This window comes from Thermococcus sp. 21S7 (assembly GCF_012027615.1).
GTDB lineage: Archaea > Methanobacteriota_B > Thermococci > Thermococcales > Thermococcaceae > Thermococcus.
Genome location: NZ_SNUT01000001.1, coordinates 236,407 through 256,551, shown reverse-complemented (window position 1 = coordinate 256,551; position 20,145 = coordinate 236,407). Strand labels below are relative to the sequence as shown.

Sequence of the window (20,145 nt, the reverse complement as noted above, 5' to 3'; positions counted from 1 at the left end):
GGATGAACACAAAACCCCTATAAACCCTCCCGCCATAACCTGGGTTTACCGAATAGGGGTGATGGAGATGACGGTAGTGAAAGAAGTGCTTGAGATTGCCGAGGAAATCAGGAACATGGAGATTCGGGGGGCAGGCAAGATAGCCCGCTTCGCGGCCTATGCGCTCAAGCTCCAGGCCGAAAAGAGCAAAGCGACGAACGTTGACGACTTCTGGAACGAAATGAAAAGGGCCGCCAAGATACTGTACGAGACGAGACCCACCGCTGTTTCCCTCCCCAACGCGCTCCGCTACGTTATGCACCGCGGGAAGGTTGCCTACGCGGGCGGCGCCGACCTAGACCAGCTCCGCTTCATCGTCATCAACGCCGCCAAGGAGTTCATCCACAACTCCGAGAACGCCATAATCCGGATAGGCGAGATGGGGGCGAAGCGCATAGAGGATGGGGACGTCATAATGACCCACTGCCACAGCAAAGCCGCGATAAGTGTCATGAAGACCGCCTGGGAGCAGGGCAAGAACATAAGGGTTATCGTCACCGAGACAAGGCCCAAGTGGCAGGGCAAGCTCACCGCTAAGGAGCTGGCGAGCTACGGCATCCCGGTCATCTACGTCGTTGACAGCGCCGCGAGGCACTACATGAAGATGACCGACAAGGTTGTAATGGGCGCGGACAGCATAACCGTCAACGGCGCGGTGATAAACAAGATTGGAACGGCTTTGATAGCGCTCACCGCCAAGGAGCACCGGATATGGACGATGATCGCCGCGGAAACCTACAAGTTCCACCCCGAGACGATGCTCGGCCAGCTGGTCGAGATAGAGATGCGCGACCCGACCGAGGTCATCCCCGAGGAGGAACTCAAGACCTGGCCGGAGAACATCGAGGTCTGGAACCCGGCCTTCGACGTCACGCCGCCCGAGTACGTGGACGTCATCATAACCGAGCGCGGAATAATCCCGCCGAGCGCGGCGATAGACATCCTCAAGGAGGAGTTCGGCTGGGCCCTCAAGTACACCGAGCCCTGGGAGGATTAAAGAAGTTCCTTAAGCCTCTTCCTTTCGTTTTCATCCCGTAAATTTAGCAGATATACAACCACGCCTTCTCCGTTTCTTGCTTCTTCTCCACGGTAAACATCTTGGGCGAATGTCAAAACAAACGCTTTTTTGGTTTTGAATTTTAGTGCACCTGTTTTAGCGGAGTTAAGGAGATGGAAGTCTTTTCTTCCAACAGATTCCCCTTTGATATTGAACTCGTGCCTCTCCAAGGCCACTTTTCTAGATTTTGCTTTAATTGCCCTTAATAACTGGAAAAATTGGGGATGGATTCTCTTTCGTCGAATTTCCATTCTAACGGCTTCAATATGTCTGGAGTATTCCTTTGCGATCTCTTCATTAATTACTAAAACGACAAGATCACTGTTGAGGAGTTTAACGAGGACCTCATAAGCGGCCTTTGTTTCTTCATCAGAACGGATGTTTTTCTCGGCCTCAAGGGCATATCTAAGCACGTTGGTATCGACAACGACAACAACCGTCATTTCAATCACGCCTTGAGCCAGTCAAGGAACGCGTTTATGTCGGCTTCAAGGAAGTCTGAGATGTTGCCTTCGAGGCTACCGTCTTCGTGAACGGTCATCTTTTCGAAGACCGACTTACCGTTCTCCTTCCTTGTGGAATATATCGTGAGTTCCTCTGGCTTCATGCGTTTTTGGGCAACTGCATTCAGCAGACCGTAAAGGAGGTGTTCCGAGTGAGTTTCGATTATCAGCTGGTAGTCTCTCTTTTCCGATACCATCAGGAAGAACTCCGCTAGCTCGTACTGAAGCTTGGGATGGAGGTGCATCTCAGGGTGTTCAATGAAGATAGTGCTCCCTTCTGGATAAAAGGAGAGGGCGACGACTATCGGGAAGAGTGCCGCCAAACCAGCACCGGCATCGGCGATGTTTACATCGACTCCTTCAGGTGTTGTTGCAATGATTTCGTACTCTCCTTCTCTTTCAGTAGGAACCCACCTGATGTTATTGAGACCGTATCTCGAATAAAACTCCCTTATTAACCGAATATTATCTTGAAACTCCGTGCGGAGAGCAGTGTAATAAAAGAGTTGATGGGCATTCCAAGATGTAGCATCCTCCGGTGTTGCAAGGACTCCTTTCAATCTTGCCTCAATATTCCTGTCTGCATCAAGCACGTGGAAGAATTTACGGGCCTTTTCATACTCACCTTCAAAATTCCAAGAGGGTAACACTGTTTCCTCAACGATTCCAAATGAAAGGTAAATATACGAGACATTGACCTGGGAAAACATGCCTTCAATCACAATTTCCTTTGTAGTATCATGATTGTGTACTACCCTGAGAAAGTCTCTCTTGGTACGTGGGGCTCCCGATTGAAGGATGAGCATTTTATAAGCTTCAAGCACAGAACTCTTTCCGCTCCCATTCGGCCCAATTAGAAGGTTTATTTTTGAGAACTCAAGCCCGGCCTTCTCTATTGACTTGTAGTTCTCTATGATGAGCTTTGTGAGCATATCTCTCCCCCTGAACTCCTACTGTCCAAAGTTATTTAAGAATTTGCCCGCAAGGGTTTAAAACGCCTAACCCTTTTATACTTCGGAAACAAAAACTGAGAGGGTGATGATGATGAAAGCTTACGTGGCTGAGAACGTCAGGGGCATCTATGCCTTTGACGAGAGCGGTAATCTCATTGATCAGAAGGCCTTCTCCGGAAGGCCGGAGGTGAGCCTCGACAGGCTTCTGAAGGGCGAGCCGAGCGACGAGCTGGTTTCTTTCCTCGACGAGCTTAAGGAGAGGGGCTACGACGAGTTCGTCCTTGAGGACTCGGAGCTGAGCAGGAACCTGAAGGAGCTCGGCTACAACGCCACCGCGGAGTTCCCGAACATCGCCGGAGAGAAGCTCCGCTCAAGCCCGGAGGAGTTCCTCGGCGAGAACTGGTTCGACGAGTACTTCAGCGTCGGCGTTGCCCTGACCAGGCTCCGCATACAGGAGCAGAGCGGCGCGCGCGACAAGATGATAATTCAGGCCATCGAGGCCCTTGACGACATCGACAAGGTCATCAACCTGCTCGTTTCTCGCTTGAGGGAGTGGTACAGCCTTCACTTCCCGGAGCTCGACGAGATACTTCCCAAGCACGGGCAGTACGTTGCCTTCGTCAAGGCCGTCGGCCCGAGGGAGAACGTGAGCGAGGAGAAGCTCAAGAGCCTCGGCCTCCCAGAGGGTAAGGTGGAAAAGATTCTGAGGGCTGCGGAAACCTCGATGGGCGCTCCCCTCGGCAAGTTCGATGCGGGCATCATAATGAAGCTCGCGAGTGAGATAAGCGACCTCTACAAGCTGAGGGAGGAGATAGAGGACTACCTTGAGACCGCCATGGACGAGGTCGCACCGAACCTGAAGGCCCTCGTTGGGGCAAAACTCGGCGCCAGACTGCTCAGCCTCGCAGGGGGCTTGAAGGAGCTCGCCATGATGCCGGCATCGACCATACAGGTCTTAGGTGCAGAGAAGGCGCTCTTCAGACACCTGAGGAGCGGTGCAAAGCCGCCAAAGCACGGCGTCATCTTCCAGTACCCGGCCATAAACCGCTCGCCGTGGTGGCAGAGGGGTAAGATAGCGAGGGCTTTGGCAGGAAAGCTCGCCATAGCGGCGCGCGTTGACTACTTCTCCGGCGAATACATCGCTGAGGAGCTGAAGCAGGAGATAGAGCAGCGCATCCAGGAAATAAAGCAGAAGTATCCGAACCCGCCCAAGAGGAAGGCCAAGCCGGAAAAGAAGAAAAAGAAGAAGTTCAAGGGGAAAGAAAAGCGGGGCAAGGGCTTCGGTGGAAAGAAGAAGGAGAAAGCCGGAAAGGGTAAGAAGGGCGAGAAAAGCGGAAAGAAAAAGAAGAAGGGCAAGAGGTGAGGTGGATGAGGATCAAGAAGGGCAGGTTCCCCGGTGTTTACGTCTTCGTTGATGAGGATGGTAGCGAGAAGATAGCCACCAAGAACCTCGTTCCGGGCCAGAAGGTCTACGGCGAGAGGCTGATTAAGTTCGAGGGCGAGGAGTACAGGGTCTGGAACCCGAGACGTTCGAAACTCGGTGCGGCCATACTCAACGGCCTTAAGAACTTCCCGATAAAGCCCGGCTCAAAGGTTCTCTACCTTGGAGTCGCGAGCGGAACGACTGCCAGCCACGTTAGCGACATCGTTGGCTGGGAGGGGAAGGTCTTCGGCGTGGAGTTCTCGCCGAGGGTTCTGAGGGAGCTCGTCCCACTTGTTGACGAGCGCAGGAACATCGTGCCGATACTCGGAGACGCAACAAAGCCAGAAGGTTACCGCGCACTCGTGCCGAAGGTCGACGTTATCTTCGAGGACGTCGCCCAGCCGACGCAGGCGAAGATACTCATAGACAACGCCAGGGTCTTCCTGAAGAGCGGCGGCTACGCCATGATAAGCGTCAAGAGCAGGAGCATCGACGTCACTAAGGAGCCCGAGCAGGTCTTCAAGGAGGTCGAGAGGGAGCTTTCTGAGTATTTCGAAGTCGTTGAGAGGCTTTCGCTTGAACCCTACGAGAAGGACCACGCGCTGTTCGTTGTGAGGAAACCGTGATTCTTCGGGGGAGCAGGGAATGGATTGGGGTTTGATTACCCCCATCTTTCCCGTTTTGCTGCCCTTTTTGTTCATAACCCTCTTTGTGGTCCTCAGGATAAAGAGGGAGTTTGATGAATACGTCCCCATGAGGGTTGCCATTAGGGTGGACGGGGGGAGCAGAAAAGTTGTGATAGAGACCCGGAAGAAACGCATTGAGACGGCGGTGAGGGACTTCAGGAAAGCATCTTCAAAGGAGGTTCTGGAGGTCAGGATAAACGGCCTCTCGTTTGGGAAGTACCGGCTCGGCCTCTACAAAGGTCCCTACGGCTACGTCGAGTCGTATGCCACCTCTGACTTGGGAATCCTAATGGAGGGTGGGGAGGGGAAGAACTACTTCCTCGCCTTCAAGAACGTGGATGAACTCCTGAAAGCTCTGGAAGCTAAAGAGAAAACGGAGGAAGTTATCTCCGTGAAGTCCTGAACGTTTCTATCGCCAATCGTCGAAAAAGCCTTTTACTTTCACCGAAAGGCTTTTATAACTCGCTCATGAACCTTAGCCGAAGTTACGTTCAGCTTTTGTAGGTGATGCCCCATGAGAAAGCTCCTGAAGCCAAGGCGCGAAGTCGGCATCGTCGGCTACGGTGCCTACGTCCCGATGTATAGAATCAAGGCCGAAGAGATAGGAAGGGTCTGGGGAGTTTCCAGCTTCCCGATACAGGAGAAGGCCGTTCCCGGTCTTGACGAGGATGCGCTCACGATAGGAATTGAGGCCGCGAGAAACGCACTCAGGAGAGCCCGGATAGAGCCGGCACTCATCAGGGCCGTCTGGTTCGGAAGCGAGAGCAAGCCCTACGCGGTCAAGCCCACCGGCACGGTCATAGCCGAGGCCATCGGCGCCACCCCCGATGTAAGCACGGCCGACTTTGAGTTCGCGTGTAAGGCCGGAACCGAGGCACTGCAGACGGCAATAGGCTTTGTCGGCTCGGAGATGGCCGACTACGCCATGGCCATTGGAGCGGACACCGCCCAGGGAAGGCCCGGCGACCACCTGGAGTTCACCGCCGGTGCCGGTGGAGCGGCCTTCATAGTCGGCGAGAAGAGCAGCGAGACCGTCGCCTACTTCGAGGGCAGCTATTCATACGTTACTGATACTCCCGACTTCTGGAGGCGCCAGCACGAACACTACCCGAGGCACGGCAACAGGTTCACCGGCGAGCCTGCCTACTTCCACCACATAGTCAACGCGGCCAAGACCCTCATGGAGGAGCTCGGCCTCACTGTGGACGACTTCGACTACGCCGTCTTCCACCAGCCGAACGTCAAGTTCCCGCTCACCGTTGCTAAAATCCTCGGCATTCCTAAGGAGAAGGTTCTCCCCGGCCTGCTCACCGGAATCATCGGAAACACCTACAGCGGCGCGACCATGGTGGGTATTTCCGCCGTCCTCGACATAGCCAAGCCCGGGGACAGGATTCTGTGGGTCAGCTTTGGCTCCGGCGCGGGAAGCGACGCCTTCAGCATAGTCGTTCAAGACGCCATCGAGGAGAAGCGCGGGCTGGCTCCGAAGACCATGGACTACGTGAACAGGAAGAAGTACATCGACTACGCCCTCTACGCGAAGGCGAGGAGAAAGTACATCATGTGAGGTGGTTGAGATGAGGAAGGCAGTCATAATCGGTGCCGGTATGACCCCGGTTGGTGAGCACTGGAAGCTCGGATTGAGGGACCTGGCCGTCGAGGCGCTCCTCAACGCGATGGACGATGCCGGGATAGACAGGGTCGATTCACTCTACGTTGGAAACATGGTTTCCGGCCCCTTCGTGGAGCAGGAGAACCTCGGCGCGCTCATAGCCGACTGGGCCGGACTTGGAAACATCCCGGCCGTTAAAATAGAGGCCGCCTGTGCCAGCGGTGGTGCCGCTGTTCAGGAGGGCGTTAAGGCCGTTCTCAGCGGGCTGGAAGATGTGGTTGCCGTCGTCGGCGTCGAGAAGATGACCGACGCCTGGCCGAGCGACGCGACGCGCTACCTCGCCTACGCTGCCGATGCCGAGTGGGAGCTCTTCCACGGGGCGAGCTTCGTAGCTTTGAACGCCCTCATCATGCGCTACTACATGAAGGCCTACGGCTACACCGAGGAGGATTTGGCGCTCTTCGCGGTCAACGCCCATGCCAACGGCGCCAAGAACCCCTACGCCATGTTCAAGCGCCCGATTAAGGTCGAGACCGTCCTCAAGAGCCCCTATGTTGCCGACCCGCTCAAGCTGTTTGATGCTTCGCCGGTCTGCGATGGTGCGGCATCTGTGATAATCACCACGCCTGAGAAGGCGGAGGAGCTTGGCGTTCCGAAGGAGAAGTGGGTCGAGGTTGCCGGAATGGGGCGCGCCATAGACACCATAAGCCTCGCCAGCAGGGAAGACCTGCTCACCCTCAAGGCGGCCAAGGTCGCCGCAGAGAGGGCCTACAAGATGGCGGGCGTCGAGGCAAAGGACATCGACTTCTTCGAGGTTCACGATGCATTCACCGTCATGGCCGCTTTAAGCCTCGAAGCCCTCGGCGCCGCGAAGAAGGGGGAGGGAGCGAAGCTGGCCAAGGAGGGACAGATAGCCATTGACGCGGACTACCCGATACAGACGATGGGCGGACTCAAGGCCCGCGGTCATCCGGTCGGAGCCACAGGCGTTTACCAGACGGTTGAGGCTGTCCTCCAGCTCCGCGGCGAGGCGCCGAGCCAGGTGCCGGATGCGGAAATCGGCCTGACCCAGAACATTGGTGGAACCGGTTCAAACATAACGGTCAACGTCTTTAGGAGGGTCTGAAATGGCGCGCCCGATGCAGGTTTCCCGCTACTGGAGGCACTTCCGTGAGAAGTACAGGCTCATAGGCGGAAAGTGCGAGAACGGCCACGTCCACTTCCCGAAGAGGTCGATCTGCCCGGTCTGCGGCTCAAGAAACGTCGAGGAAATCGAGCTGAGCGGAAAGGGCAAGGTCATCAGCTGGACGATAGTCAGAAACCCGCCGAGCGGCTTCGAGTACTACAAGCCCTTCCCGCTGGCACTGATAGAGCTTGAGGAGGGACCCGTCGTCCTCGCCCAGCTGACCGACGTTGACCCCGAGGAGATAGACTTCGGAATGGAGGTCGAGGTCGTCACCAAGAAGATAAGGGAGTTCGAGGAGGACGGAATAATCCTCTACGGCTACAAGTTCAGGCCGCCTGTGAGGTGATTTCCTTCTTTTCTACCCACCTCGAATCGTTAGCCTTATAACACGAGCGTGTCCTCGTTATACCATGAACATAACCCTCGGGGTGATACTTGCCCTTTCGGCGGCCTTCGTCTGGGCCCTTGCTTCCGTCCTCTCCAAGGTCTCAATGAGGGACATCAACCCCCTCTCGCTGAATGTGGTCAGGCTAATACTCAGCGCGCTCTTCTACATTCCTCTGGTTCTGTATCTGGGCGTCCCTAGGTTTTCGGTCGTGCAGTGGGCTATCCTTGTGGTTTCGGGAGTCCTCGGTTTCACCCTCGCCGACTGGTTCTTCCTTGAGGGCATGAACCACCTAGGCGTCTCCCGCGCGGCGATTCTCGTCACCGCACATCCGATAATAACGATGTTCATAGCCCACTACACCCTCGGCAGGCCCCTGACAGGAGGCCTTCTCCTGGGTGCTCTCTTCATAGTGGCGGCCGTTGTCGCTACCGCCTCGGAGGGTTCCAGGGGCGGCGGAATAGACTGGAGGGGACTCGCCTACGTCTTCTCTGCCCAGCTCCTCTGGACCTTTGCCGTAATAGTGACGGACTGGCTGGTGAGTGGGGGGAGCGCCTCTGCCGTCATCGGACTGAGAATAAGCTCCGGTGCGCTGGCCTCGTTCGCCTTTGTTCCAAAGATAAGGAACGACGTCAGAAGGCTCAGCACGCGGGGCTGGGGGCTGGTGTTCGTTATAACCCTCCTCGGCACGATCCTAGGCCAGTACTTCTTTGCTTTGGCCTTGAAGTTTGCGGGCTCAAGCATAGCGACGCCGGTAACGGAGTCAAGCCCGATAATGGCCTCAATCATGGCGGTGATCTTCCTAAAAGAAAGGTTTACGGGGAGGCTAGCCCTCGCCCTCGTTCTAACAGCCTTGGGTGTCCTCATGATAGGTCTCTACGCCTAGTCCCTCTCAATTCTCAGCCTGTCCCCGTTCTCGAACTCCATCTCCAGCCTTCCGCGCTCCATTCTGACCCTGACGCCATCGACGGTGGCCTCCAACCTCCCGTCCTTCGCCTCTACGCCCAGCATCTCGGCTGTTTCCTCAACACTCTTTAGAGAGCCCCTAACAGTCGTTTCCAGGGTCTCGCCCTCGCTCTCTATGACGACCTTCAGCCTGCCTTTACCTTCGCGTATGAAACTCTCCTCTTTCAAGTTCATCACCTTCTCGGGCTCGGGCGGTTTTATGCAGGACATCAAACCACCTACTTCCCCTTTTCCCGGGGTGCATCGTCCCTCCTCAGGTCTTTCACCATGCGCACCCATATCCCGCTCTGGCCGACTTTCTTAAAGCCGTAGTCCTCGTAGAACTTGATGGCCTTCTCGTTCCTCTCGCCCACCCAGAGTTCTATTCTGTCGTTGTGCTTCCCCAGGTACTCTAGGCACTTCTCCATGAGCAAGTGCCCTATGCCGTGTCCCTGGAACTTCTTGTCGAGCACGAACTCGTGGACCGCCCCGACGGTTCTTCCCTCGTACTTGCTGTACCAGTCCGCGTCGCAGACTATGAAGCCCGCTATCTCGTCGCCAATCTTGGCGATGAAAAAGCCGTCCTTCGCCTTGTTCCAGCACCACCGGAGGTAGCGCTTCGCGTAGCTCTCCCCCTCGCCGCCGTACTCACGCATGCCCTCGTAACCCCTCATGTATATCTCGATGAGCCTTTCCAGCGTTTCCTGGTCAAGCTGGGGGAGCCGCTCTATCTTCACTTCCGCCATCGATATAAGCTCATCGTGGGGTTTAAAAAGCCTGACTCCCAGCCTTATGTGGAGCAAGAAGGTGGTTGAGATGGGGAAGGCCAAGCCAAGGTACTGTGAGGTATGTGGGGCGCCGATAAGAGGTCCCGGTCACAGGATAAGGATCGAGGGGGCTGAAGTTCTCGTCTGCGACCGCTGTTTTGAGAAATACGGCGGGAAGAAGCCCGGAACCTTCAGCATAATGCCCACCGGAAGGCGGCCGACGAGGAGAGCCTATTCACGGCCGGCTAGGCCGAGGCCTTCATCCAAGCCCAAGACCGAGAGGCCGCTGTACACGGAGGAGATCGTCGAGGATTACGCCGAGAGGGTTTACAGGGCGATACAGCGCTCTGGAAAGAGCTACGAGGAGCTCTCCCACGAGGTCGGGCTCTCCATGAACGACCTCCGCGCCATCGCCCACGGCCACCGCGAGCCGACGATAAAGGAAGCGAAAAAGCTGGAGAAGTACTTCAAAATAAAACTCATCGAGACCTCCGGGGAGGAGGTTCTAGAGAAGAAGAGCATCCCGAGGGACTACGAGCCGACGCTCGGCGACATTGCTAACATCAAGATTAAGAAGCGGAAGAAGAAGTGAAAGTTTAAATCGCCTTTTGTTTTAATTCTTTATTGGGTGGTCTTATGGGCGAGATAGTTGTGAAGGTTCCCCCTTGGATGGAGCGTATCCTCAGGAGGAAAATTGAGATTCTAGTTGAGAGGGAGCTAGGAAAAGGGCTGAAAAGGAATGTTCTCTCCAAGTACCTCGGCAGATTCAAGGGGGATGTAAATGAAGAAGAGTGGTACCTCCAATGAGTTAATATTCGTGGATTCATCCCTTTTAATTGAGGGTTTGAAAGGTAATCCTCTGGCGGTCTCCCTCTTTGAGGAGATTTTAAATAATGGTATGGTTCCTCTCATTAACGATATAGTCTTCAGCGAGTTCCTTTTTCATTACATTGCCCTTAAAACCGGACGTTCACCGTTTACAATCAAAAAACGCGGGGAAATAAGTACTGTGATACTTTCCGACGAGCCAAGAGATTTCATTGAACAGTTTCACATACTACCTGCAGATGACGAGGTTCTCGGACTCTCTTATGGGCTTATGAGGAAACACAACCTACTCCCAAACGATGCCATAATCCTCGCTACATGCCTTGTTTATGAGGTTGGTACTTTGGGAACGTTAGACAATGACCTTAAAAACGCTGGAGAAAAGGAGGGTCTAATGGTCCTTCCCTAAAACTCCTCCAATCCTTCGTTCTCCATCCCTTTCTCGCGCTTCTTCCTCAGCTCCTCCGCTCTGGTTCTCTTCGGCGGGTGGAAACCTTTGAGCTTCTCGAAAGTTCCCCAGAGGCGCATCAGTTCTTCCCAGACTTCAGTATCGGGGGGAATCACGAGAACGTGCGCGGGTGGATGTATGTCCATAAGCCTGCCGATTGCCTTCGCCGGCGCGAGGTCTATCTGGGCGATCACGTGTGCCCTGAAGCGTCTCCTTGGCCTTTCGCCGCTTATCTTCTCAAAGGCCCAGTCGGAGAGAGCGGGAGGGATAATCCTCGGGTTGCCGCGTATCTGCATACCTCCGTAGCGCACCAGGTCAGCCAGAGCGATGCTGGCCTTCTGGAAGTTGTCGGTCCTTACTAAAACCATCGTGTTTCTCATGGTCTCACCACCCCCAGCTCTGCCCAACACCTTTTAAGCCTTCTTGATTTTTAGTTACCGGCACTTAAGAAAGTTCTAACCCCTGCCTGAACATTTATGTGCATTTCCTCCGCTCCCCTGGCCGTTGTGACCTAAACCTTTAAAAACTCAATCCGCCTCATTTATAAAGGGTTTTTAAACCCACCATCTGGAGGTGTAAGCCTTGGTAGATATGAGCAATGTAAAGCTCAGGATTGAGAATATTGTCGCTTCTGTGGACTTATTCACCCAGCTCAACCTTGAGAAAGTCATTGAAATCTGCCCCAACTCCAAGTACAACCCCGAGGAGTTCCCGGGCATCATCTGCCGCTTCGAGGAGCCCAAGGTTGCTCTTCTGATATTCAGCTCCGGCAAGCTCGTCGTCACCGGCGCCAAGAGCGTTGAGGACATAGAGCGCGCCGTCAACAAGCTCATCCAGATGCTCAAGAAGATAGGCGCCAAGTTCGGCCGCGCCCCGCAGATTGACATCCAGAACATGGTCTTCAGCGGCGACATAGGCATGGAGTTCAACCTCGATGCCGTTGCCCTCAGCCTGCCGAACTGTGAGTACGAACCCGAGCAGTTCCCCGGCGTCATCTACCGCGTCAAGGAGCCGAGGGCGGTTATACTGCTCTTCTCGTCCGGAAAGATAGTCTGCTCCGGAGCGAAGAGCGAACACGACGCCTGGGAAGCCGTCAGAAAGCTCCTCCGCGAGCTGGAGAAGTACGGCCTCATCGAGGAAGAGGAGGAGTGGTGAAACCTCCTGCCCCTTGGAATCTTTTACTCCATAATTTTCGGCCCATTTTGGGACACTCTGATTGATCGGGGGGTTCCTACGTCTTCTGCATTTCTGGAACACTGTGGATCTGAGGGATGTTGGCTTACCCGGGGGTAAGGAGCTTACCTGGGGGTAAGCTGGGATTTCTTGATAACCTCCACAACAATGGGGTCGGGAATGATGTACCCATCGGCACTTTTATTCAGATAGCCGTACTTCACCAGGTTCTTCAGGAGACTGGAGAACTTTGAGTCGTTTATCCGGCCCGCTTTGAACTCCAGATACTCCTTTATATCGCTCCACCTTTTGTTCCCCATGGCGACGGCCTTCAGTATGAGCCCGTACCGCCTGCTGTGTGAAAGCAGGGAGGAAAGTTCATCCAATACCAGAGCCTGTGCCCTGTGGAACAGCTCATTCAAGGCATCCCTTTCCGGGAGCTTTCGGATTCCCCTGAGGTAGCCGTACATGCTCAGCCAGCCCACGATTCCGTCGAGTTTATAAACGGCTCGTCCGAGCTCCGAAGGGCTTATATCGATTCCAAGCTCTTTGAAACCCGTTTCCAGGAACCCAATGCTCCGTTCCCGGCTGAATCTCTCCAGCGTTATTTCCCTGGCGTACCTGCCGAAAAGCGGTTTCTTGGGATTATCAAGGCCGAGAAAGTCGTGGAGCATTCCAACCTCCGAGCCCGTTAGAACGAAGGTTAAGTTTGGAAGGTTATCAACGGCATAAGCTATCAGCCCATCGTACTGTATGCCAGAGAGTCGGAGGTACTGGGCCTCGTCAAATGCTATGATAACCCGTTTTCCTTCACTCTCCGCCCAGGAGTCCACCTTTTCAAGGATTTCAGCTAAGTCGGGCTTCTTCTCGAACTCCACGTGAACTCCCGAAAGGCGGATTCCCCGGATTGATGAAAGTGCCTCCGTCATGCCGAGCCTGAGCTTTCCACTTGGGGGAATGGATTCGATGAGCGAACTCAGGATTCTTTTCGCGAGGATTTCCTGCGGAATGGAGCCGTGGGTGAAGTACAGGGAGCGAACGTCTATTTTGGCGTAGGGATGGCCTGACTCTGAGAGCGCAACATTGAGGAGGGAGCTCTTTCCAAGACGTCGTATGCCCAGGATGAGAACCAGCCTCTCTCCGAGCTTCAATGCCTCGTTAAACGCCTCAAGTTCTCTTTCCCTATCGTACAGGTCCTCTTTCCTTGTTTTAGGTTGGAGGTCAAACAGCAACTTACCCCACCGTAAGTTACTTACCCCGGGGTAAGTTATAAGGGTTTCGAAAAATAGAGGGTCAGCTGAAGCCGGAGAGGCATTATCCATTGGAGAGAATGTATATTAGTCACGTTTACCAAAGGACTAAATTGAACATGTCAAAAATGTGAACAGTATGGTGGTGTATACCGAAGGATATCTTGATGATGCCCAGAGGGAGTGGCTGCTCTGTTCACACCCTTGAAGCAACCTCTGGGCATTTTTGAGAACCGAAAGCTCTGCTGATGCAATAGGGAAAGTGGTCTCCCTAGGAGAAGACGCTGACACAACCGGGGCCGTTGTGAGCGGATTAGCTGGACGTACTATGGCGTGAAGACATCCCCGAAGAGTGGTTCCAAAAAACGATGCAAGAAAATATTTCAGGAATAATTGACGCGTTCATCGAGAACCTTATCGGACAGCAAAAATTGGCAAAAACTTACTTTCTTTTTTGCAGTCTAAATAAAGGGGAGAGGCGCTTCAAAGCTCCTCTTTTGAGTATAGTCCGAGCTCTTCCAAGGAGTCAATCCAGCGCTTCCATATATCCTCTTGGGAGGGATGTTGCTGCCGGCGCTTCCGGTCCAGTTCTGCTATGTTTTTGTTCCCTACGGCCTTCGCAACGTCTTTGAGGAGCTTCTCACATCCGACTATTTCGTTCGACAACGCGGGCTCTCTCCCATTCAGGATTGAGAGTAGAGCATTGGTAAGGGGCCATTCATCGCGGTCAATCTGTTCGAGCAGTTTCTTAGCCCTCTCTGCACTCAAGTTCCCTCCAATCAAGTCGAGCGCAATTTCCAACGCGAAGATATCTGTACCAGCGTCGCCGGTCATTTCAACTACCTGGTTAATGTCCTTGTCATAAAGCGAAACATCCCCAAACTCGTGCTGTGTTGAGTAGTGGATGCAAATTGACTTCACCATGCAATTAACTGCCTCCTTTTTCATTCCCAGGTCAGCGTAAGTCAGTGAGAGGTTGTGGAGAACGAGCCCCCTCTCTTTTGGGTTCTCAGCGTATTCCAACGCCTTTTTGAGCACGGGGAGCGCTTCTTCAGAGCGGTTGGTTTCGTAATAGTGAGTCCCAAGATTGTTCAGTGCTATCGCGTAGTACCTCGGGACAACGCCCAGCTCCATGGCCCTTTCTTCAAGTTCCACTGCTAGCTTCAGGTACCTCTCAGCCTCTTCCGGGTAATTCTGCTGAGGGAAGTAAATCAGGGAGACTGAAGTTGCGACGCTCGCGGCATTGATGTAGTACTCAGCTGCTCTCTTTTTGTAGGTAAAGTCGCCAAAAGCTTCCATAAGTTCATTCAAGAGCCTTTTGCGCTCGTCTTTATTGGATTCTTCGTGTTTTTTCCTGTAGTACTCGGCAATGCTGGTGAGCAACTTTATGTAGCCGTCAGCATAGAGGAGCTTTTCCCGTTGCCATGTGCCCTCGTACGCCGCCTCAAGTTCCCTCAGGAAATCTTCAACTCCTCCTATCCCCAAGTGTTCGCCCGCCTCAGCTAGGAATTCCTCAACCGTAATGCCCTCGGGCCTTACAAACCTAGCCAGCTTATTCATCGGACTCTCCTCCTTTTCTTCACTTCATCATAAACCTCTGCCAGAAACTCTATCAACGCGTCCCAGAAGAGTCGTACTAGTATCAAAAGGAAAAAATAAAAGCCCCAACCAAACCGAGAAGCTGGCTACTGTCTTTATTAGCTCCACACTCATCTCAATCGCCTAACAAGCTATCGATAAAGGCGTTGATTATCTCTTCAACATACTCCCGTGTCTCGATTTTCTCAAGCCAGTCTTCGGGAATGTTATCAATCCTGTAGTATGTTCCGGCCAGGCCACCAGTGACTGCTCCGGTTGTGTCTGTGTCCTCCCCAAGGGAGACCACTTCTTTTATTGCGTCAGCAAAGCTTTCGTTTCTCAGGAAGGCCCACAAAGCAGCCTCCAACGTGTGGACGACGTAGCCGCTTCCCCTGATCTTGTCCCTACCGATCTCGTGAATTTTTCCGCTCAGAACCCTCTCATAATGCGTGAGCTCCTTGGCAAAGGGTTCCTCTGAGTAGAGTTCTTCCGTTGCTCGTATTGCTTTGTAGTACGCCTCGAACTTGTCCATGCCATCCAGGAGGTTCCAGACTACTAGTGAATAAATCCCACAGCCGACCAGTGAGCGGGGATGGGCATGAGTTATCATCGAGACCTCGTGGATTAGCCAGAGTTTCTCTTCCAGAGGGCCCATTTTAAAGTAAGTGTAATACGTTGCTGGCAGAATCCTCATAAGCGAACCGTTGCCGTTGTCCCGTTCCCCATTACCCCCGGCCTCAAGCGGAGGAACTCCTTCCGCGATGCGTTCTATTGCCCGTGAACTTGTAATGCCTTCATCAAACGCGTAACCCTTTGGCGTGAATTCGCCATCCTGATACCAGCGGAGGAAGTTCTCCGCGATCTTCTCAAGGTGATATCCCTCTGTTAGTGCATGAGCAGTTGCTAGGGTTAAAGAGGAGTCATCACTCCATAGCCCATTTTTCATTGGGATCTCGGCGGGGTTGGAGTACTTCCTTTCCATCGTGTCTTTAGGGGTAAACTGGAAGGGAAAACCAAAGGCGTCTCCAACGATGACGCCCCAAAGGCCTCCCTTGAGACGTGATACGAGTTTGGGTTCGGCTTTCATAATGTCACACTCCAACTAACTATCAGTATCCCTTTTGTGCTTTTTAATCACTGGAAATAAATAGAATATTAAACTCTCAACACTTGACTAAGGGGATTCTTGAAGTTATAGCCGTTTTAAGCCGCTGGAGCATTTTGCCTATCGGCAGGCCTGCCAGTGGGCACTCAACCTTATCCTCCCCAAAGACTTTTTTGGCCCAGTCGCAGTAACATCTGCCACCAATAACTATCACTTTGTTGTAGTCTTTCAGTGCAATGCCATCCACTTTCTTTTCAGCAGCCTGTTTTTTCAGTTCCTGGATCGTTATTGCGGGGTTCTTGCTGCAGTATGCGTCATAGTCCGAGATCTTTTCGTCCGGGAGCAAAAACCCGTACTTGGCGGAGAGGATCACATAGCTCTTAGGGTGGAACGTCTGGGCATATTCTATCGTTTTCTTCGATAAGGGACCTACATACGCATCTTTAGCCGGCACGTACTTTGGAATGTTGGGGTCAACGCTCCAGATTTTCTTTGAACCGCACGTTGCAATACACAAACATTTCGGCATGTCTACCACCCAAATTCATTTTTTGACAATTCTACCCAGCAGTTCCTCCAGCGCCCTGAAGAGGTCGGATACTTCTTTCAGGTCAACACCATAGGCCTCAAGCACTCCCTCCGTGTAAAAAGCGGCCTTCTCGAGGGCAGCCTCTTCGTGTTCGCCCTCATTGAGGAGCTCAGCATATTTCGAGATGCCCTTCTCCAGAGCCTTCAAGACCGTGTCAACATCCTCAAGCGCCATTAGCTTCGTGGGGCGTTTCCAATTCAAGAGTTCTTTGACGGAGATCTCGTCTTGAGCGACTTTCCACAGCATCCCGTCAGTAAAGTCAAATTTTGGAACTTCAATCCCTGTCCTTTTTATTATCTCGTCCCTGAGGCCTGAAAAGTCGGCAAGTATCTGTTCGTGTACTCTAATAAGCTCGTTTAGGGTCTCTGGGGTCAACCGAATTGTGTGCTTAAGGAGATCTATCTTGTACCCAAGTTTTGTCGCGCCTATGATGAACTTTCGATTGTATACTGGGTATTTGTTGGGGTTCAGCGAAAACAGGATTTCTGAGACTGCGCCCGAGCCAAAGCCGGGAATTTTAATTTTAAGACGCTCTGACAGAGGCAGGCTTTCATCTATCAGTATCTTAAACGCCTTTGCAAGGTCTTCCGGAGTACTGTACTTAAGAACCCTCTTTTCTATGTACCAATCCAAGTCCTTGTACGTAAACCTTAGCGCCCAGATCTCCCCTACGAGCTGGGTCAGTTTGTCTCTAGTGGAGTTCGTTATAAACTCCTGGACTGTGTGCAGTATCTTCTTTCTGTGCTCTTCCCGTTCTTCCCAGAATTCCCTTGTAAACAGTATCTCCATGGGCAATCCCCCGGTTTTGTTGTTATTTCATCAACTGTTTATGTGTCCTGAGTATTTAACCCTTTCTGTCTTGAGTTTGAAATAAACTCAATAATAGAAAATCTTAAATAGTCAAAATGCCACAGTATATATGAGGTGGCTTAATATGGAAAACATCCGCGAAAGCAAATATGGTGTGTTGAAGGCCTGGCTCCAGCTCCAGACAGATAAAGACAGGATAGAAATTTCCCCCGCAGAGCTCGAAAACAAACTGAAAACGCTTGACGAGAAGTTTAGTTTACCAAAATCTGCCTACAAGTACGCTGCTTGGTGGGCCAATGAGAACAGCGAGAAAAAATGGCACGTCCAAGCGAGAAAAGGCTGGCTCGCTGCGGGCTGGAAAGCTTATCCGGAGGTTCGGAACAGAAAGGTCGTAAAAGTAATATTCAGGAGGGGTTAATCTTGGACTCTTTTTCATTTCTTAGGGTCCAAGAAGTTGGAAAAGTCCTTTCCAAGATTCCTCTTGAAGTCTGGGACAGAATAGTGGCTAATGAACCGGAAGCTAGGCTTCTAGACCAACTCCCAAGGTATGGGTTTGGGAAATTTGCGACCCTGATGGTCATGGCCGCGTTAAATGACTACCAGTTAAAGGGGCCGGCGGAGAAAAAATACTGGCCACCACTTCACAGGTTGATCAAAGAGAACCCAATCCCCGAAACTCTAGAGGACATGAAAACTCTCCTCAGCCAGTTCTATATGAAGGAACGACTTCAAAACGCCAAACTAAAACGGATTGATAAGTTCCTCGACAGCCATCTAGCCCGGGAACTGTGGATGTCAAGCCCTGAGGACGTCTCAAAGGGCTTTAAAAGAATATGGGTAGAGTTATCGAGGGTCATGGGGCAAAAAAGAAATGATAAAACGATAGTCTTTGCCATGAAAACACTGGGTCTAGTCCTCACTCTCACGGGGCACACGGACTTTGATTTTTCAGGAATCCCCATACCGGTGGACGTTAGGGTAAAGCGACTAACAGCAAAACTCGTCGGGAGAGACCTCAAGGACGAGGAAGTAAGACACTTTTGGGACGAAGTCCTCAAAGAGATCAAGAAGACACAGCCGGGAGTAAATATGATCCACCTAGACAGCCTTGTCTGGCAGATCGGACAGAGAGACATCTGTAGTGAACTGATCCCCTATCTATTTTTAGAAGTTCCAAGTCCCCCATCTGGGCAGAGAGCTCTGTAAGCTGATCACAAGCAGTAGAGGGTTATGAACCTAAGGGTGTGAAAAATGGAGGGCACCAACAGGCCGGACCAAAAACTGTCAGAGTGCGGGGACAACCTGTGCATAATGGACGCCCTGTTCGACGCGGGGGTAATAAACGCCGAACAATCTGAGGTACTCTACAAAAAACTAAGGCCACCTAGCAATGTGCCCCTAAGCAAGATTAAGGGCATGCTCTTGGGGGTCGCGATAGGCGACGCTCTAGGCGCGCCGATAGAAGGTAAACCACCAGAGGAACCAGAAATGAGGGTGTTATCCAGATACTTTCCTACCTCCCACATCACGGATGACACACAGCTGACATTCTTGTCTTTGGAAGTATTTTTGGAGGAAGGATGGTTTAACCCCAAAAAACTGGCAGACCGGTTTACAAAGGAGAGAATAATTGGAATTGGGAGGAGCGTTAAAAAGTTCATCAAGAGGTATAAGGAGCTGAACATGCCTTGGTACTTGGCGGGAGTCGAAAGTGCCGGTAACGGGGCGTTAATGAAGCTCTCCCCAGTCGTGATACCACCATTCCTAAGCGAGTCACACAGCACATTTAGCGACTCCGTTATCATGACCTGTCTCACCCACAACGATAGGTTAGCGATCTCTTCAGCGGTATCGTTCACTAACCTCCTCTGGAAACTGCTCACCAAAAATAAGCCCCCTGAACCAGAGTGGTGGAAAGACGAATATGTTGAAATTGCGAGGGAAGTCGAAGGGGACTCCTCGGTCTACAGGCCGCGTTTTGGCAAGTTCAATAACAGATACTCCGGGCCCGCGTGGGACTTTGTGGATAGGGTATTGGAGATGGCACTTCGGGACGGCTGGACACTGTTTGATATGAACAAAGCCGTCGGCTCGGGGGCATACCTTCTCGAGACCGTGCCCATGGCCCTCTACACTATGATCCTATATGGAAACAACCTGGACAAAGCTCTCTCCACCGCTGTCTTAAACAGCAAGGACAGCGACACCATTGGGGCGATAGTAGGATACCTCTCGGGCGCGCTTCATGGCATCACAGAGTTTCCTCCCTCTTTAGTGGAGCCGTTGTTTGGTGGGAACATGTTACCTCACAAGTTCTTGGACGCGCTAAACCAAACTGAGGAGATACTTGCGAACGGCATGCATCAAAGATTAGAATGACAAAATGATAGAATCGGTTCTAAAATGGCAATGGGCCATGAAGGTGGAAACATGGCTGGCAAGAAAAGAGTCTTGACGCGGCTGTTGGGGATGTTGTTATTGGGTTTTGTGATTGGTGGGGTGTTCGGCAGAGTGGTGTTGGGGACAACGATCGCAACTATAGCGGCGCTCCTGTTGTTGTTCTTACCAATATACTGGGCTATTAACAAAGAGATAGATGAAAAAATCGTAAAGATTTGGCTCGTCATAGCGTTGATAATAATGGTAATACTGTTATTGCCACTAATCCCCTCCCTCTTAATACTGCTACTGCTGATCCTGCTAATCTCAGGGGTTCTCCACGTAGCAGCAGACATACTAAGGTCAACCTGTTGTTGTGAGAAGTGATTGAAAGATAAGTTGACAAGTATCGGGGAGAAAGGAGCGAGC

26 protein-coding genes are annotated in these 20,145 nt (G+C 52.4%); 16 read left to right on the top strand and 10 right to left on the bottom strand.

What is annotated here, in order from left to right; translation table 11 throughout:
* The first annotated feature begins 67 nt into the window (after positions 1–67).
* Positions 68–1,036 carry a ribose 1,5-bisphosphate isomerase gene (locus E3E51_RS01340; protein ID WP_167911329.1) on the top strand — a complete coding sequence of 323 codons (969 nt, stop codon included), beginning with the start codon at positions 68–70 and terminating at the stop codon, positions 1,034–1,036.
* Here the strand turns inward: E3E51_RS01340 and E3E51_RS01335 are convergent.
* Both E3E51_RS01335 and E3E51_RS01330 read right to left on the bottom strand, forming a co-directional pair.
* The gene (locus E3E51_RS01335) at positions 1,033–1,548 is read right to left on the bottom strand and encodes a hypothetical protein (protein WP_206204435.1); all 516 of its coding nucleotides are present in this window, start codon (positions 1,546–1,548) and stop codon (positions 1,033–1,035) included. The genes E3E51_RS01340 and E3E51_RS01335 overlap by 4 nt on opposite strands.
* Positions 1,545–2,531 carry an AAA family ATPase gene (locus E3E51_RS01330; protein ID WP_167911327.1) on the bottom strand — a complete coding sequence of 329 codons (987 nt, stop codon included), beginning with the start codon at positions 2,529–2,531 and terminating at the stop codon, positions 1,545–1,547. The genes E3E51_RS01335 and E3E51_RS01330 overlap by 4 nt, the downstream gene beginning before the upstream one ends.
* Before the next feature lie 112 nt (positions 2,532–2,643).
* Here E3E51_RS01330 and E3E51_RS01325 point away from each other — a divergent pair, with 112 nt between their 5' ends.
* From E3E51_RS01325 to E3E51_RS01295, 7 genes are all read left to right on the top strand, one after another.
* A complete protein-coding gene (locus E3E51_RS01325) occupies positions 2,644–3,915 on the top strand; it encodes a C/D box methylation guide ribonucleoprotein complex aNOP56 subunit (protein ID WP_167911663.1) in 1,272 nt (423 codons plus the stop codon).
* Positions 3,916–3,920: 5 nt separating this feature from the next.
* The gene (locus tag E3E51_RS01320) at positions 3,921–4,601 is read left to right on the top strand and encodes a fibrillarin-like rRNA/tRNA 2'-O-methyltransferase (RefSeq protein ID WP_167911326.1); all 681 of its coding nucleotides are present in this window, start codon (positions 3,921–3,923) and stop codon (positions 4,599–4,601) included.
* Between the two features lie 19 nt (positions 4,602–4,620).
* Positions 4,621–5,064, top strand: a complete 444-nt coding sequence (locus E3E51_RS01315; RefSeq protein ID WP_167911325.1) for a hypothetical protein — start codon at positions 4,621–4,623, stop codon at positions 5,062–5,064.
* 111 nt (positions 5,065–5,175) lie between these two features.
* On the top strand, positions 5,176–6,228 hold the full coding sequence (locus tag E3E51_RS01310; RefSeq protein WP_167911324.1) for a hydroxymethylglutaryl-CoA synthase: 1,053 nt from the start codon (positions 5,176–5,178) through the stop codon (positions 6,226–6,228).
* Between the two features lie 10 nt (positions 6,229–6,238).
* Positions 6,239–7,399: a thiolase domain-containing protein gene (locus E3E51_RS01305; RefSeq protein ID WP_167911323.1), complete on the top strand. Its 1,161-nt coding sequence runs from the start codon at positions 6,239–6,241 to the stop codon at positions 7,397–7,399.
* Between the two features lies 1 nt (position 7,400).
* Positions 7,401–7,805 carry a Zn-ribbon domain-containing OB-fold protein gene (locus E3E51_RS01300; protein WP_167911322.1) on the top strand — a complete coding sequence of 135 codons (405 nt, stop codon included), beginning with the start codon at positions 7,401–7,403 and terminating at the stop codon, positions 7,803–7,805.
* Positions 7,806–7,869: 64 nt separating this feature from the next.
* A complete protein-coding gene (locus E3E51_RS01295) occupies positions 7,870–8,730 on the top strand; it encodes a DMT family transporter (RefSeq protein ID WP_206204434.1) in 861 nt (286 codons plus the stop codon).
* Here the strand turns inward: E3E51_RS01295 and E3E51_RS01290 are convergent.
* Complete coding sequence (locus tag E3E51_RS01290; protein ID WP_167911321.1) at positions 8,727–9,020, bottom strand: hypothetical protein; 294 nt, start codon at positions 9,018–9,020, stop codon at positions 8,727–8,729. The two genes, E3E51_RS01295 and E3E51_RS01290, sit on opposite strands and share 4 nt — an antisense overlap.
* An 8-nt stretch (positions 9,021–9,028) precedes the next feature.
* Positions 9,029–9,535, bottom strand: coding sequence for a GNAT family N-acetyltransferase (locus E3E51_RS01285; protein ID WP_167911320.1), 507 nt, complete (start codon positions 9,533–9,535; stop codon positions 9,029–9,031).
* Positions 9,536–9,605: 70 nt separating this feature from the next.
* On the opposite strand from E3E51_RS01285, the gene E3E51_RS01280 reads away from it, so the two are divergent.
* Genes E3E51_RS01280 through E3E51_RS01270 form a run of 3 tightly spaced genes read left to right on the top strand, consistent with a single transcriptional unit; the run spans position 9,606 to position 10,793 of the window.
* Complete coding sequence (locus E3E51_RS01280; RefSeq protein ID WP_167911319.1) at positions 9,606–10,148, top strand: multiprotein bridging factor aMBF1; 543 nt, start codon at positions 9,606–9,608, stop codon at positions 10,146–10,148.
* 44 nt (positions 10,149–10,192) lie between these two features.
* Positions 10,193–10,363: a hypothetical protein gene (locus tag E3E51_RS01275; protein WP_167911318.1), complete on the top strand. Its 171-nt coding sequence runs from the start codon at positions 10,193–10,195 to the stop codon at positions 10,361–10,363.
* On the top strand, positions 10,338–10,793 hold the full coding sequence (locus E3E51_RS01270; RefSeq protein WP_167911317.1) for a type II toxin-antitoxin system VapC family toxin: 456 nt from the start codon (positions 10,338–10,340) through the stop codon (positions 10,791–10,793). Before E3E51_RS01275 ends, E3E51_RS01270 begins: the two co-directional genes overlap by 26 nt.
* Here the strand turns inward: E3E51_RS01270 and E3E51_RS01265 are convergent.
* The gene (locus E3E51_RS01265; protein WP_167911316.1) at positions 10,790–11,212 is read right to left on the bottom strand and encodes a DUF356 domain-containing protein; all 423 of its coding nucleotides are present in this window, start codon (positions 11,210–11,212) and stop codon (positions 10,790–10,792) included. The genes E3E51_RS01270 and E3E51_RS01265 overlap by 4 nt on opposite strands.
* Before the next feature lie 202 nt (positions 11,213–11,414).
* Between E3E51_RS01265 and E3E51_RS01260 the strand changes: the two genes are divergently transcribed.
* A complete protein-coding gene (locus E3E51_RS01260; protein WP_048152114.1) occupies positions 11,415–11,987 on the top strand; it encodes a TATA-box-binding protein in 573 nt (190 codons plus the stop codon).
* A 143-nt stretch (positions 11,988–12,130) separates the two neighbouring features.
* Here the strand turns inward: E3E51_RS01260 and E3E51_RS01255 are convergent, their stop codons facing one another.
* The 5 genes from E3E51_RS01255 to E3E51_RS01230 all read right to left on the bottom strand — a co-directional run bounded on the left by E3E51_RS01255 (position 12,131) and on the right by E3E51_RS01230 (position 17,316).
* Positions 12,131–13,237 carry an ATP-binding protein gene (locus tag E3E51_RS01255; protein ID WP_167911315.1) on the bottom strand — a complete coding sequence of 369 codons (1,107 nt, stop codon included), beginning with the start codon at positions 13,235–13,237 and terminating at the stop codon, positions 12,131–12,133.
* A gap of 501 nt (positions 13,238–13,738) precedes the next feature.
* On the bottom strand, positions 13,739–14,815 hold the full coding sequence (locus E3E51_RS01245; protein WP_167911314.1) for a tetratricopeptide repeat protein: 1,077 nt from the start codon (positions 14,813–14,815) through the stop codon (positions 13,739–13,741).
* 154 nt (positions 14,816–14,969) lie between these two features.
* Complete coding sequence (locus E3E51_RS01240; protein WP_167911313.1) at positions 14,970–15,920, bottom strand: ADP-ribosylglycohydrolase family protein; 951 nt, start codon at positions 15,918–15,920, stop codon at positions 14,970–14,972.
* A gap of 76 nt (positions 15,921–15,996) precedes the next feature.
* Positions 15,997–16,467 (bottom strand): DUF6884 domain-containing protein, encoded by a 471-nt coding sequence (locus tag E3E51_RS01235; protein ID WP_167911312.1) that lies wholly within the window; start codon positions 16,465–16,467, stop codon positions 15,997–15,999.
* A 15-nt stretch (positions 16,468–16,482) separates the two neighbouring features.
* Positions 16,483–17,316 (bottom strand): hypothetical protein, encoded by an 834-nt coding sequence (locus tag E3E51_RS01230; protein ID WP_167911311.1) that lies wholly within the window; start codon positions 17,314–17,316, stop codon positions 16,483–16,485.
* Between the two features lie 145 nt (positions 17,317–17,461).
* Here E3E51_RS01230 and E3E51_RS01225 point away from each other — a divergent pair, with 145 nt between their 5' ends.
* The 4 genes from E3E51_RS01225 to E3E51_RS01210 are packed head-to-tail and all read left to right on the top strand — an operon-like array spanning position 17,462 to position 20,103.
* A complete protein-coding gene (locus E3E51_RS01225; protein WP_167911310.1) occupies positions 17,462–17,755 on the top strand; it encodes a hypothetical protein in 294 nt (97 codons plus the stop codon).
* A gap of 2 nt (positions 17,756–17,757) precedes the next feature.
* The gene (locus E3E51_RS01220) at positions 17,758–18,543 is read left to right on the top strand and encodes an N-glycosylase/DNA lyase (protein ID WP_167911309.1); all 786 of its coding nucleotides are present in this window, start codon (positions 17,758–17,760) and stop codon (positions 18,541–18,543) included.
* A gap of 45 nt (positions 18,544–18,588) precedes the next feature.
* Positions 18,589–19,716: an ADP-ribosylglycohydrolase family protein gene (locus E3E51_RS01215; protein WP_167911308.1), complete on the top strand. Its 1,128-nt coding sequence runs from the start codon at positions 18,589–18,591 to the stop codon at positions 19,714–19,716.
* Between the two features lie 51 nt (positions 19,717–19,767).
* Positions 19,768–20,103 carry a hypothetical protein gene (locus tag E3E51_RS01210; RefSeq protein WP_167911307.1) on the top strand — a complete coding sequence of 112 codons (336 nt, stop codon included), beginning with the start codon at positions 19,768–19,770 and terminating at the stop codon, positions 20,101–20,103.
* Positions 20,104–20,145 lie beyond the last annotated feature (42 nt).